The organism is Collinsella sp. WCA1-178-WT-3 (M1) (assembly GCF_009696325.1).
In the GTDB taxonomy this organism is placed as follows: domain Bacteria; phylum Actinomycetota; class Coriobacteriia; order Coriobacteriales; family Coriobacteriaceae; genus Collinsella.
This window is the reverse complement of sequence record NZ_VUME01000001.1, coordinates 328,226-342,022: the sequence shown is the minus strand read 5'-3', so window position 1 is coordinate 342,022 and position 13,797 is coordinate 328,226. Positions and strand designations below refer to the sequence as shown.

Here is a 13,797-nt window from a genome sequence, read left to right as displayed (position 1 = left end):
GGAACTCGCGACAAACTTAACCCCTGGGCCGCCCGTCCCGGAAATCCTACGTGCTCGTCAGGGCAACGTTCCTCAACAAAAAAGACCCGCTCCCCTGTTGGGAAGCGGGTCTTTGGAAGGGCGGTTAACGTACTGGGAAATTACTCCCCGTCGTTGTCCTTGGCCTCTTCGGCGTCGTCGGTGTCCACGAGCTGGTTGAGCAGCTCGTCGAGGGAAGCCATGTCCTCGTTGATGGCACCGTTGGCGGAAGCCTTCTTGTCGTCGATCGGGGCGCCCAGGAGCTCCTCGTCGGCATCGGCGTGATGCGTCGGAGCGGAGGTGCCCAGCAGGATGTCGTCCGGACCGTCGGGGCTAAAGACCATCTGCAGCAGCTGCGAGAGGTCTTCCTCGTCGGCAACGTCGTCGTTGTTCTCGAGGATGTAGAGCAGGTCGTGGGCCTCGAGGCCGTCGCGGAGCTCCTCGATCGCCTTGGCACCGATGCCATCGATGCGCAGCAGATCCTCCTCGGACTTGCCAACCAGGTCGCCGACCGTCTCGATGCCGACCTCGCTGAACTTGTTGGTCCAGCGCTGCGACACGCCCAGGTCGTCGAACAGGTACAGGCGAGCCTTCTCGGCGGAGATGGTGTGGCCGTTGCGGGTGAACGAACCGTCAGCACCGCCAAACTCGTCGTAGCCGGCCCAGTCGAGCTGCTGTGGGAGCCGCTCGTCCAGGTCCTTGAGCTCCACGGGAGCCCACTCGGGCAGCGACTTGGCGTTGGGCGAAGCCGGACCATCGATGTCCACGTAGCCGTCGGCCGTGCGATACGTCAGCTTGGCGTTAGCGTACGGCTTGAGGCCGGTACCAGCCGGGATCTTCTTACCGACGATGACGTTGGACTTAAGGTCGAGCAGGTGGTCGACCTTGCCCTCAATAGCAGCCTCGGTAAGGACGCCGGCGGTACGGATGAACGAAGCGCTCGACAGCCAGGAGTCGATGTTGGACGCAACCTTGAGCGTACCCAAGATGACGGGCTCAGCCACGGGAGCCTGACCGCCCAGACGGGCAACGCGCTCGACCTCGTCGGCGAACTCGTAGCGGTCGACGTACTGACCAAGCAGGTACTTGGAGTCGCCGGGGTTGGTGATCTGAACGCGACGCAGCATCTGACGTGCGAGCACCTCGATGTGCTTGTCGTTCAGGTCGACGCCCTGGCTGGTGTAGACGTCCTTGACGCTCTCGACGAAGGTGTGCATCGTCGACTCGATGTCGGTCAGCTTGCGCAGGTTGCGGAAGTTGACGAAGCCCTTGGTGATCTGGTCGCCGGCGCGAACCTCGCAGCCGTCCTCGATCTCGGGCATAAAGCGCACCGAAGCGGGGACGCGACGCTCGTCGAGGACACGGGTGTGATCCTCGGAGTCGGTGAGCGTCAGCACGTACTCGGACTTCTCGGGCTTAATCGAGAGGTGGCCGGAGTACGGAGCCAGCTCGGCCTCGCGACCCAGGATCTTCTCGTTGACGTTGCCGACGATATCGAACATACGGCTGACCGTAGGCAGACCCTGCGTAATATCGTCGACGCCAGCGACGCCGCCGGAGTGAATGGTACGCATCGTAAGCTGCGTACCGGGCTCGCCGATGGACTGGGCGGCAATAATGCCGACTGCGGTACCGATGGCGACCGGACGACGGGTGGAAAGATCCCAGCCGTAGCACTTCTGGCACACGCCGTACTTGGAGCGGCAGGTGAGCAGCGCGCGAAGCTTGACCTTCTTAAGGCCCGCATCGACCATCTTCTGGATGTCGGCGACCTTCTCGATATAGCCGTCCTGCTCAAAGAGCACGGTGCCATCGGGAGCCACGACGTCCTCAATAAAGCAACGGCCGACAAGATCGGTGTTGAGGTCGGTGGTGCCGGGGATGATGAGGTTGTAGGTGACGCCCTCGTGCGTACCGCAGTCCTCCTCGCGGACGATGACGTCCTGGGCCACGTCGACCAGACGACGGGTCAGGTAGCCAGAGTCCGAGGTGTGGGATGCGGTATCGACCAGGCCCTTACGGGCGCCGTAGGTCGAAATGAAGTACTCGAGCGGCAGCAGGCCCTCGCGGAAGTTCGCCTTAATGGGAAGGTCGATCGTCTCGCCGGACATATCTGCCATCAGGCCACGCATGCCGCCGAGCTGACGCAGCTGGGTCTTAGAACCACGGGCGCCGGAGTCGGCCATCATGTACAGCGGGTTCTCCTCGTCGAACATGTCGAGCATGAGCGCTGCGACCTTGTCGGTACAAGCGGTCCACTCGTTAACGACTTCGATGTGGCGCTCCGTCTCGTTGATGAAGCCCTCCTCGAAGTACTCGTTGATCTGGTCGACGTTGGCCTGGGCGCGGTCGAGCAGCTCCTGCTTCTCGGCAGGGATGAGAGCGTCCCACACCGAGATGGTGAGGCCGGCGCGGGTAGCGTAGTGGAAGCCGGAGTACTTGATAGAGTCGAGGATCGGGCCGACCTTGGCCTCGGGGTAACGATCGCAGCAGTCGGCAACCAGCTTGGCCACATCGCCCTTGACCATCTTGTAGTTCATGAACTCGTAGTCTTCGGGCAGGCACTGGCGGTTGAAGATGATGCGGCCGATAGAAGTCTCGAAACGTGCGGTCTTGTTACCGGTGACATCGTAGTCGACGAACTCGTTCTTGCCGTTCTTGACGCGGAAGATACGGGTGCCGTCCTCGTTGATGACGTTGGCGTTCTCGGCGGACACGCGGACCTGAATCTTGGCCTGCATGTCGACTTCGGAGCGGCAGTCATAGGCGTGCAGCGCGTCGTCGAAGCTCGAGAACACGTGGTTCTCGCCCGGCAGACCGTCGCGGACCTGGGTCAGGTAGTACACACCAATGATCATGTCCTGCGAGGGGATGTTGACCGGCTTGCCGGATGCCGGCGAGCGCAGGTTGTTCGCAGAGAGCATGAGCACGCGGGCCTCGGCCTGAGCCTGGCTGGACAGCGGCACGTGGACAGACATCTGGTCGCCGTCGAAGTCGGCGTTGAAGGGCGCGCAGACCAGCGGGTGCAGGTGGATAGCCTTGCCCTCGACCAGCACCGGCTCAAAGGCCTGGATGGACAGACGGTGCAGGGTCGGTGCACGGTTGAGCAGCACGACACGGCCGTCGATGACCTCTTCGAGGATGTCCCACACAAAGGTGGCACCGCGGTCGATAGCGCGCTTGGCGCCCTTGATGTTCTCGACCTTGCCAAGCTCGACCAGGCGCTTCATGACGAAGGGCTTGAAGAGCTCCAGCGCCATGGTCTTGGGCAGACCGCACTGGTGCAGCAGCAGCTTGGGGTCGGTAACGATTACCGAACGGCCGGAGTAGTCGACACGCTTGCCCAGCAGGTTCTGGCGGAAACGACCCTGCTTGCCCTTGAGGGCCTCGGCGAGCGACTTGAGCGGGCGACCACCACGGCCAGAGACCGGGCGCCCACGGCGGCCGTTGTCGAACAGGGCGTCCACGGACTCCTGGAGCATGCGCTTCTCGTTGTTCACGATAATCGCAGGGGCGTCCAGGTCGAGCAGGCGCTTGAGTCGGTTGTTACGGTTGATCACGCGACGATACAGGTCGTTGAGGTCGGACGCGGCGAAGCGGCCGCCGTCGAGCTGGACCATCGGGCGCAGATCGGGCGGAATGACCGGGATGACATCCAGAATCATGTTCGCGGGGCTGTTGCCGCCCTTCAGGAAGGCGTCAACGACCTCGAGGCGCTTGACGGCCTTCTCGCGCTTCTGCTTCTGAGAGTCCTCGTCGGCGATGATGGCCTTGAGCTTCTCGGCCTCGGAGGGGAGGTCGATGGCAGCGAGCAGGTCGCGGACGGCCTCGGCACCCATGCCACCCTTGAAGTACATGGAGTAGTAACGGGTCATCTCGCGGAACAGCGGCTCATCGGAGATGAGGTCGCGCTCGGTGAGCTTCATGAAGGCGTTGAAGGCGTCCGTGCGGAGCTGTTTCTCGTCCTTGCACTCTTCCTCGATGTCGACGATGCCGGAGGCGATCTCCTCGGGGGTCAGCGGCTCCTCGTCGGAGAACTCGTCAAAGTTCTCGGGGTTGCCCTGCTCCTTGAGGGACTCGATCTGGCGGGCGCACTCGGCATCGATCTCTTCCAGATCGGCGGCGAGCTCCTCACGCAGGTCGTCAGCGTCGGCCTCGCGAGCCTCGTAGTCGACCTCGGTGATGATGTAGCTGGCAAAGTACAGAACCTTCTCGAGGTCCTTGGACTTGATGTCGAGCATACGGCTCATCGGGAAGCTCGTGGGGCTCTTGAAGTACCAGATGTGGGACACGGGAGCGGCGAGCTCGATATGGCCCATGCGGTCGCGACGCACCTTGGCCGAGGTGACCTCGACGCCGCAGCGCTCGCAGACGATGCCCTTAAAGCGGATGCCCTTGTACTTGCCGCAGGAGCACTCCCAGTCCTTGGCGGGACCGAAGATCTTCTCGCAGAACAGGCCGTCCTTCTCGGGCTTGAGGGTACGGTAATTGATGGTCTCCGGCTTCTTGACCTCACCGTGCGACCAGGAACGGATCTGGTCGGCGGAGGCAAGGGAGATCTTTACCGAGTCAAATTCAGTAGCTTCGAAATCTGCCACAGTCAACTACTCCTTATCAGTGGTCGTGGCGGCGACAGCCTCGGGTGCCTCGGCGGTCTCGGCATCCTGGGCCTCGACGTCGGCGTCAACGCCGGCGAGCGCAGCCAGGTCATCGAGGGCAGAGGTCTCCTCGGCGGTCACGGGGGCGGAGGCGTCCTCGTCGGCATCGCGCATGGGCTCGATGTCCAGTGCGAGGGAACGGATCTCCTTGACGAGAACCTTGAAGGACTCGGGGATACCCGGAACCGGGACGTTCTCGCCCTTGACGATGGACTCGTAGGTCTTGACGCGGCCCACGGTATCGTCGGACTTGACGGTCAGGATCTCCTGCAGGACGTTGGAAGCACCGTATGCGTACAGTGCCCAAACTTCCATCTCGCCGAAGCGCTGGCCGCCGAACTGGGCCTTGCCGCCCAGCGGCTGCTGGGTAACCAGGCTGTAAGGGCCAGTCGAACGGGCGTGGATCTTGTCGTCGACCATGTGACCGAGCTTGAGGATGTAGGACGTACCCACGGTAATGGGCTCGCGGAACTCCTCGCCGGTGCGGCCGTCAAACAGGCGGGTCTTTCCGCGCTCGTCAAGCTGGGTGACAAACTCGGGGCGCATGTGATCGCCAAAGGCAGCGGTGGCCTTGTTGAGCATATTCTTGTTGGCACGACGGATGACCTCGGCGATCTCGTCCTCCTTGGCGCCGTCGAAGACGGGCGTCGCGGTAAAGAACGGACCGGGGACGTACTTGTCGGAATCGGCATCCTCGGTATCCCAACCGCAGGCAGCAGCCCAGCCAAGGTGGCACTCGAGCAGCTGGCCGACGTTCATACGCGAAGGAACGCCCAGCGGGTTGAGGATAACGTCGATCGGGGTACCGTCAGCCATGTAGGGCATGTCCTCGACCGGCAGAACGTTACAGATAACACCCTTGTTGCCGTGGCGGCCGGCAATCTTATCGCCCTGCTGGATCTTACGGCGCTGGGCGACGTAGACGCGCACCTGCTCGTTGACGCCGGGGGCCAGGTCGTCGCCGTTCTCGCGGCTAAAGCGGACGACGTCGATGACACGGCCGTAAGCGCCGTGAGGCATCTTAAGGGAAGTGTCGCGAACGTCATGAGCCTTGGCACCGAAGATGGCGCGCAGCAGGCGCTCCTCGGCAGTCAGAGCGCTCTCGCCCTTAGGGGTAACCTTGCCGACCAGGATGTCGCCAGGGCCGACCTCAGCGCCGATGCGGATGATGCCGTCCTCATCGAGGTTGGCAAGCATGTCCTCGGAGAGGTTCGGGATCTCGCGAGTGATCTCCTCGGGGCCGAGCTTGGTATCGCGGGCGTCGATCTCGTGACGGGTGATGTTGATGGTCGTCAGCAGGTCCTCGGCCACCAGGCGCTCGGACACGACGATACCGTCCTCGTAGTTGAAGCCTTCCCACGGCATGTAGGCCACGGTGAGGTTCTGGCCCAGTGCGAGCTCGCCGTGATCGGTCGAAGGACCGTCGGCCAGAGGCTCACCCTGCTCAACGGTGTCGCCGACGCGCACGAGCGGGCGGTGGTTGATGCAGGTGGACTGGTTGGAGCGCTGGTACTTGGCCAGGTGATACTCGTCCATGCCGCCGGCATGCTTGACGATAATCTTGGAGGCGTCGGCAAAGATGACCTCGCCGGCGTTCTTGGCCAGGGTGACCTCGCCAGAGTCCAGGGCGGCGCGACGCTCCATGCCGGTACCGACATAGGGAGCGGCGGGGTGAACCAGCGGCACGGCCTGACGCTGCATGTTGGCGCCCATGAGCGTACGCTTAGCGTCGTCGTGCTCGAGGAACGGGATCAGCGTGGCTGCGACGGAGAGCATCTGGCGCGGCGAGACGTCCATGTAGTCGACGTCCTCGACAGGCACGTCGGCGGGAGCGCCGAAGGAGCCGTCGAAGTCGCGGGTACGGGCGATCACGGAATGCGGACGGACGATCTTGCCCTCGGCATCGGTCGTGATGAACTCGTTGGTCTTGGGATCGAGCGGCGTGTTGGCCGGCGCGATAACGTGCTTCTCTTCCTCGTCAGCGGTCATCCAGTCGATCTGGTCGGTGGCAACGCCGTTCTCGACGCGGCGGAACGGGGCCTCGATGAAGCCATACTCGTTGACGCGGGCGTAGAGGGCAAGCGAGCCGATCAGGCCGATGTTGGGGCCTTCGGGGGTCTCGATCGGGCACATGCGGCTGTAGTGCGAGTTGTGAACGTCGCGGACGGCCGTCGGCACGTTGGTGCGGCGGCTGGAGCCCGACTTGTGGCCGGCAAGACCGCCAGGGCCGAGTGCGGACAGACGGCGCTTGTGGGTCAGACCGGTCAGAGGGTTCGCCTGGTCCATGAACTGCGAGAGCTGCGAGGAACCGAAGAACTCCTTGATAGAGGCCACGATCGGGCGGATGTTGATGAGCGACTGCGGGGTAATCTCGTCGATGTCCTGGGAGCTCATGCGCTCACGGACGACGCGCTCCATACGGCTCATGCCGATACGGAACTGGTTGGCGACGAGCTCGCCGACGGTGCGGATACGGCGGTTGCCAAAGTGGTCGATGTCGTCAACCTTGAAGCCCTGCTCGCCGGCAGCGAGGGACAGGAGGTAGCGCAGCGTAGCGACGATATCCTCGTCGGTGAGCACCGTGACCTCTTCCTCGGTGGTGAGGTTGAGCTTCTTGTTGACCTTGTAGCGACCGACGCGGGCCAGGTCGTAGCGCTGCGGGTTAAAGAGCAGGCCCTCGAGCAGGCTGCGGGAAGCATCCACGGTGGGAGGCTCGCCCGGGCGCAGGCGACGGTAGATCTCGATAAGAGCATCCTCGCGGGTAAGGGCGGTATCGCGCTCGAGGGTGCGCTTGATCACATCGGAGTTGCCGAGCAGCTCGATGATGTCGTCGTTGGTGACGGCGATGCCAAGGGCGCGCAGGAACATCGTGGCGCTCTGCTTGCGCTTACGGTCGATGGAGACCATGAGCTGGTCGCGCTTATCGACCTCAAACTCAAGCCAGGCACCGCGGGACGGGATGATCTGAGCCTTGTAGATCTGCTTGCCCGAATCCATCTCGGAGCTGAAGTACACGCCCGGGGAACGGACGAGCTGCGAGACGACGATACGCTCGGTACCGTTGATGATGAAGGTGCCCTGATCGGTCATCATGGGGAAGTCGCCCATAAAGACGAGCTGCTCCTTGATCTCGCCGGTCTCCTTGTTGGTGAGACGGACGTCGGTCAGAAGCGGAGCCTGATAGGTCATATCCTTCTCGCGGCACTCCTCGACGGTATGCGCAGGGTCGCCAAACTGATGCTCGCCGAAGGTTACCTCGAGAACATGGTTCTGGCTCTGGATGGGACTGGATTCCTTAAACGCCTCACGAAGGCCCTCGTCCTTAAAACGCTCAAAGGATTCTCTTTGAACAGAGATAAGGTTGGGGAGCTCCATGGCCTCCGGGATTTTCCCGAAGCTGACGCGCTTGCGCTCAGTGGCAGTGTATGCGTAGGTCACCAGGTTTTTCCTCCTTCACGGAAATGCTCGGTGGGTTGGCGAGGCATAGCTTCGCCAGTTATCGCAACCTAATAGTTTATCAGGTACCGACCGTTGGGCAAGAAAAGCCTTGACGCGATTGAGTTTTTGGAGTAGCAAAGTTTTTCGACAGAAAATGCGCAGGTAGATTGGTATGCATCGAACACCTGTTCATATATTTTCTGTGAACAGAGTTGCTGATGCGCGTCGCTGAATGGCGGAATGGCGGCGAAGGCTGATCGGGCGGAAACTGCGTCCCGTTTTGGGGCCTCAAACTGGGTCGCAGTTTCCGATTGAGCCCTGTTTGGGAAACTGTATCCCGTCCTGAGCCGATATTCTGGGATGCGCTTTCCGCTAGGGTCCTCAGCCGGAAAGCGCATCCCAAAATTCGACCAAATTGTGGGTCGCACTTTCCGGAGCTAAGCGGCAGTTCGCAAAAAAACGGGTGCAGACCGAAGTCCGCACCCGTAAGCGCTGTTTACTTGCGCATCAAGCCGCCTCGCTCGTCGATGGCATCCCAGAAGGCATCGGCAAAGCGAGGATCGCTTGCGGCCATAAGGGCGTTGGTGGCCATCCAGCCAGAAGGCGTGCCGGTGTCGTAACCCGACAGAGGATCGATGACGACGGCGTACATGGCCTCGCGGTCGAGCGAACGGGCCATGGCGTCGGTCAGCTGGATTTCGCCGCCCTTGCCGGCCTGCTGGTCGGCAAGCAGCTCCATGACCAGCGGGCTCAGCAGATAGCGTCCGACGATGTAAAGGTTAGAAGGCGCAGCCTCGGGAGCAGGCTTCTCCACCAAGCCGCCGATACGCCACACGGCGCCAGGCTCGGCATCGCCAACGCCCTCAGCGCCCTCGAGGGAGCCCACGCGCTCGCCGGCGATAACGCCATAGCGGCTGACCTCCTCGGGAGCACACGCGGCAACAGCGATAACCGAAGCGCCGCCATGCTCCTTGGAGACGGCAAGCATCTTGTCGCAAATGTCATGGTTGGGCACAACATAGTCGCCCAGAAGAACCAGGAAGTTCTCCCCCGCCACAGCATCGGCCGCCGAGCGAATGGCATGGCCGAGACCCTTGGGCTCGTACTGATAGCGGAAGTCGACCGGCATACCGCCTGCGTGGGCAACGGCATCGGCATATGCATCTTTGCCGCGCTCGCGCAGCAGATTCTCGAGCGAACGATCGGGCTGGAAGTAGTTCAACAGCTCGGGCTTGCCAGGAGAGGTGACGATGATAGCATCATCGACCTCCTCGGGAGCGAGTGCCTCCTCAACGACGTACTGGATAACCGGCTTGTCGAGAACCGGCAGCATCTCTTTGGGCGTGCACTTAGTGCCAGGCAGAAAACGCGTGCCTAGACCGGCGGCGGGGATGATTGCCTTCATATTATTCAAGGATCCTTTCGCAGGCGCAAAGCGCCCCAAGCGTGCGGCACGGCGGCCGCAGACCAAATTGCGATACCGAAGTATCTTACCGCCGGAGACATACGTCGCCGTAAGGCAAACGCAATTCTTCAGCAGGTCAACGCAAATTATTGCTCGAATGGTGCAATTTTATGCCCCAGCGGTAACGGGATTGGCACGGCGAAGACGGAGGTGTTCTGCGTGCCGAGCAATGGGAATGAGGGGCCAAAACAAAAAAGACGGGGCTCGCAATGCGAACCCCGTCTGCAAAGAAATCTGGCGAGAAAGCCTGATTACTTGAGGGTGACAGCAGCGCCAGCAGCCTCGAGCTTCTCCTTGGCAGCCTCGGCGTCCTCCTTCTTGGCGCCCTCGAGAACAGCCTTGGGAGCGCTCTCGACGACCTCCTTGGCCTCCTTCAGGCCAAGGTTGGTGAGCTCACGGACGGCCTTGATGACCTGGATCTTGTTGTCGCCGAAGCCCTCGAGCACGACGTCAAACTCGGTCTTCTCCTCGGCCTCAGCAGCGCCAGCAGCGGGAGCGGCGACAACAGCGGCAGGAGCAGCGGCGGAAACGCCGAAGGTGTCCTCGATAGCCTTAACGAGCTCGGAAGCCTCGAGAAGGGTCATTTCCTTAAGAGCATCGATGATCTCATCGGTGGTAAGCTTAGCCATTTCTAAGTCCTTTCGGTTTCCGTGTCTGTGCACGGAGATCAGTTAAAACACGGCGCGAATGCGCCAGGGGTGCGGCGTTGCCGCCGCGGGTGAAAACAGCGACTAGGCTGCCTTCTGCTCGGAGACCTGCTGGATCGAACGAGCGAGACCAGAGGAAACGCCGTTGACGCAGACAGCGATGTCGCGAGCGAAACCGGAGATGAGACCGGCGATCTGGCCGAGAAGCTGGTCCTTGGTGGGCAGCTCGGCGATAGCCTTAACATCATCAGCGGAAACGGCCTTGCCGTCGGAGATACCGCCCTTGATCTCAAGGACGCCCTTGGACTTAGCGGAGAAGTCCTTAAGGGTCTTAGCGGCCTCGACCGGCTCGGTCTCGTAGAACACATAAGCGACGGGGCCGGCGAGGATCTCGTCGAGCTCGGGCTGCTCCTGGTTCTTGAGAGCGATCTTGACCAGGTTGTTCTTGTAGACCTTCATCTCGGCGCCGCACTCGCGAAGCTGATGACGCAGCTCCTGAGCCTGCTTAACCGTCAGACCGTTGTAGTTGACGACGAACAGACCGGCATTCTCGGCGATACGGGACTCGATCTCTGCAACCTTGTCGATTTTGTACTGCTGGGGCATGAATTACACCTCCTCGAATTCTTTCCGGGCACGGTCCGCCACAAGGACGTGACGGGGGCATGTCCAAAAAGAAAGCCCCCGCGCTGCATGAGCGACGGGGGCGAGAAGACATATCTACTCGACCACCTCGGCTGGCGGGATATCCCATTGAGCTCGCGGGCAATGCCCGTTTGCACCGGCTGTCTCTGGCAGCGGATTCGTGCGTGAACCGAAAGTATTATGGCGGGGACCCCGGCGTCGGTCAACGGAAAACCGGGCTGCACACAATTCCACCATCTCGGTCGCGCCGCCAAAGGCCAGGCGCAAGGTTTCCGCTCGGTCAGGTCCTGGGCTCGCTCGGAAAGCACATTAAGTGCTTTCCGGCTCGTGCGGAATCTACGGAAACCTTGCGCCTGGCCTTCGGCGGAGCGTGCCTGCGTCAACTATGGGGCAGCCCGGTTTTCCGTTGAGCGACGCCCCCACGCATAACCCTTATGTCGGTGGGCTGATGTGTTGCGTCCCTGATGGTTATAGGGTTGAGACGAAGGTGGACAGGCGGCGGAGGCCTTCGTCCAGATCTTGGTCGGAGACGCAGTAGCTTAAGCGGACGTGGCCTTCGGTTCCGAAGCAGTCTCCGGGGACTAGGGCTACGTTGGCTTCTTTGATGGCTTTGATGCAGAAGTCTTCGCTTGTTAGGCCGAATTGTTTGATGCTGGGGAAAGCGTAAAAGGCGCCGGCTGGTTCCACTACGTCGAGGCCCATGGTGTCTAAGGCTGCGAGCACGCGTTCGCGGCGGGCTCGGTAGACTTTGAGCATGGGGGTTGGGTCGACGGTCAGGGCTCGGGCCGCGGCGTCCATCTCAAAGGAGACGGCGCTCGATACTAAGTATTGGTGGGCCTTTGCGATCTCGGCGATGACGGGGGCTGCAGCTGCGAGCCAACCCAGGCGCCAGCCGGTCATAGCCCAGGGCTTGGAGAAGCTCTCGATGACCACCGTCTGCTCGCGTAGCTCCGGGTGGCGCTGGGCAAAGCGCTCATAGCCATCCACATAGACCAGGCGGTTATATACGTCGTCGCAGATTACGTAGATGCCCGCTTGCTCTGCCACGTGTGCCACGGCGTCGAGCGATGCCGCGTCGAGGATACAGCCCGTAGGATTGTTGGGCGTGCAGATGACGATGGCCTTAGTCGCCGGCGTCACGCAGGCGCGAAGCGCTTCCTCGTCAATCTGAAATTGCGCGGGCTCCGTATCCAAAAAGACCGCTTTGGCGTGGTTGGCCACGACGATGCTCTCGTACAGGCCAAAGGCCGGCGTGGGGATAATAACCTCGTCGCCGGGGTTGAGCATGGCCATAAATGATGCCGACAGGGCCTCGGTCGCGCCGTCGGTCAGGATGACCTCGTCGGCCGAAAACGTAAGGCCCGCGTCTCCCATGTAGGTAGACAGCGCCTCGCGCAGGGCGGGACGGCCGTTGTTGGGCGGATAGTGCGTGTCACCGCGGCCCAGCGCGGCGGTCACCTCGGCGCTAATCACATCGGGCGTGGGAAAATCGGGCTCGCCAAGCGCGAGCGCGATGCACCCCGGGTGCTGGGCGGCGAGCGCGTTGATCCGGCGGATGCCGGAGGGCTTGAGCGTGGCAAGCGAGGTATTCATGGGTAGACGCATGGCGTTCCTTTCGTAAGGGTTGCACTAGGATAGCGCGCCCGCGCGCCACCAGACGGTGTAACCTAAACGTAAACCAACCGGAAAGGAGGCGGCATGGAGACAACTGCACGCGGCGATGTACCAAAAACGCTGCAAACCATTGCATATATCAGTATTCCCGAGAGCGCCGATCTTGAGTTTTTGCTTTGGGACCTGCAGGATGCCATCGCCGCCTATGCTCAGCTTTCCGACACCGCGCTCCCCCGTTCGGTCGACTTGGAGGCGGATGATGCCGGTGTAGTCGATGGCATGGTGTTCGCTGTTGATGATGCATTTGATGATGAGGCGATAATCGCTGTCGAGCAGATACTCGATCGCTTCGGGGATACAGAGACACGCGTCTATGTCGTCGTCCAGGCCCTGTCAAAAAACAACAAGCAGGCGGACGAAGTCCTCGACCACCTGTACCGGGCATGTATTCTACGCGACCTGCCATGGTGCGGTGGCGTTGTCATCTGCGCCGGCAGCGGTATTGCGGCGCTTCGCCACTCCCCGCGTATGGGCCTCTTACGCCGGCCATTTTCCGAAGCGATGGATAAGCTTGTAGGCGCCGTGCGCATGGGCTGCTCCATAGAGCATGCGCAGCTGCTTGGCGGCGGCGATGCCGATAGTGTCGATGTCGACGGCATGGTGCGCGTCAAGCCCGCCGTGCCCGCACCAATCTGGCATGCCATCATCAAACGCCTCGGCACCCATGCTCAATCAAGGATCTAGATTACCGTGCGGTCCAGTCAACTGCCTCGCGCCAGCGCTCGACAAGCCGCTCCAGGCGCCAGGCCGCGTTAGCGGGACTAGTTGACGGCAACACGACAGCGGACAGACCCGTCCGCTCCTGTAGATAGCGCTTATAGAGGCGCCCCGCCGTACCTCCGTTGCATACCACCCGCTCGATGGGCGCAGCTCCAGTGATGCGTTCGATATATGCCGGCACAACGTTTTTGATGCTCGCGTCGCTCGACCCCTTAATGTCGCAGCTCTCGACCACATCCCACAGGGCCACACCACCGTTCAACAGCATGGATCGCTTGGCGGCAATAGAGGCGTCGAGCGTCGCGGGCTCGCCGCCCACCAAAGGGTCGCCCTCGTTGGGCGGCACAGGCACACCGAGGCACGTGGCCATCACGCGCCAAAAGCGATTCTGAGGGTTGCCGTAATAAAAGGCATTGGCGCGCGAAAGCACCGAGGGAAACGACCCGAGCACCAAAACGCGCGAGCGCTGGTCAAACACGGGCTCAAACCCATGCTCAATATGTTGATAGCCCTCGTCTGACGCCGCCATGAC

General features: G+C 61.7%; 8 protein-coding genes. 1 reads left to right on the top strand and 7 read right to left on the bottom strand.

From position 1 onward, the window contains the following. Positions 1–140 precede the first annotated feature (140 nt). The 6 genes from FYJ40_RS01460 to FYJ40_RS01435 all read right to left on the bottom strand — a co-directional run bounded on the left by FYJ40_RS01460 (position 141) and on the right by FYJ40_RS01435 (position 12,476). Entirely contained in the window at positions 141–4,616 is a 4,476-nt protein-coding gene (locus FYJ40_RS01460; protein ID WP_370450532.1) for a DNA-directed RNA polymerase subunit beta', read from the bottom strand. Between the two features lie 6 nt (positions 4,617–4,622). Beyond that, positions 4,623–8,051 carry a DNA-directed RNA polymerase subunit beta gene (locus FYJ40_RS01455; protein ID WP_229770619.1) on the bottom strand — a complete coding sequence of 1,143 codons (3,429 nt, stop codon included), beginning with the start codon at positions 8,049–8,051 and terminating at the stop codon, positions 4,623–4,625. Positions 8,052–8,610: 559 nt separating this feature from the next. Continuing rightward, positions 8,611–9,519, bottom strand: a complete 909-nt coding sequence (locus tag FYJ40_RS01450; RefSeq protein ID WP_154514705.1) for a UTP--glucose-1-phosphate uridylyltransferase — start codon at positions 9,517–9,519, stop codon at positions 8,611–8,613. 311 nt (positions 9,520–9,830) lie between these two features. Then, positions 9,831–10,208: a 50S ribosomal protein L7/L12 gene (gene rplL, locus FYJ40_RS01445; RefSeq protein ID WP_154514707.1), complete on the bottom strand. Its 378-nt coding sequence runs from the start codon at positions 10,206–10,208 to the stop codon at positions 9,831–9,833. Positions 10,209–10,310: 102 nt separating this feature from the next. Further along, complete coding sequence (rplJ, locus tag FYJ40_RS01440) at positions 10,311–10,832, bottom strand: 50S ribosomal protein L10 (protein ID WP_117646079.1); 522 nt, start codon at positions 10,830–10,832, stop codon at positions 10,311–10,313. Between the two features lie 507 nt (positions 10,833–11,339). Beyond that, positions 11,340–12,476: a pyridoxal phosphate-dependent aminotransferase gene (locus FYJ40_RS01435; protein WP_154514709.1), complete on the bottom strand. Its 1,137-nt coding sequence runs from the start codon at positions 12,474–12,476 to the stop codon at positions 11,340–11,342. Positions 12,477–12,569: 93 nt separating this feature from the next. Between FYJ40_RS01435 and FYJ40_RS01430 the strand changes: the two genes are divergently transcribed. Then, entirely contained in the window at positions 12,570–13,229 is a 660-nt protein-coding gene (locus FYJ40_RS01430) for a hypothetical protein (RefSeq protein WP_154514711.1), read from the top strand. A 1-nt stretch (position 13,230) separates the two neighbouring features. Here the strand turns inward: FYJ40_RS01430 and FYJ40_RS01425 are convergent, their stop codons facing one another. Then, positions 13,231–13,794: a uracil-DNA glycosylase family protein gene (locus FYJ40_RS01425; protein WP_154514713.1), complete on the bottom strand. Its 564-nt coding sequence runs from the start codon at positions 13,792–13,794 to the stop codon at positions 13,231–13,233. Positions 13,795–13,797: the final 3 nt, after the last annotated feature.

Excerpts from the sequence above, each read along its gene's own strand:
- FYJ40_RS01455 (WP_229770619.1), bottom strand. The coding sequence starts at position 8,051 with ATGGAGCTCCCCAACCTTATCTCTGTTCAAAGAGAATCCTTTGAGCGT.
- FYJ40_RS01450 (WP_154514705.1), bottom strand. The coding sequence starts at position 9,519 with ATGAAGGCAATCATCCCCGCCGCCGGTCTAGGCACGCGTTTTCTGCCT.
- rplL (WP_154514707.1), bottom strand. The coding sequence starts at position 10,208 with ATGGCTAAGCTTACCACCGATGAGATCATCGATGCTCTTAAGGAAATG.
- rplJ (WP_117646079.1), bottom strand. The coding sequence starts at position 10,832 with ATGCCCCAGCAGTACAAAATCGACAAGGTTGCAGAGATCGAGTCCCGT.
- FYJ40_RS01435 (WP_154514709.1), bottom strand. The coding sequence starts at position 12,476 with ATGCGTCTACCCATGAATACCTCGCTTGCCACGCTCAAGCCCTCCGGC.
- FYJ40_RS01430 (WP_154514711.1), top strand. The coding sequence starts at position 12,570 with ATGGAGACAACTGCACGCGGCGATGTACCAAAAACGCTGCAAACCATT.
- FYJ40_RS01425 (WP_154514713.1), bottom strand. The coding sequence starts at position 13,794 with ATGGCGGCGTCAGACGAGGGCTATCAACATATTGAGCATGGGTTTGAG.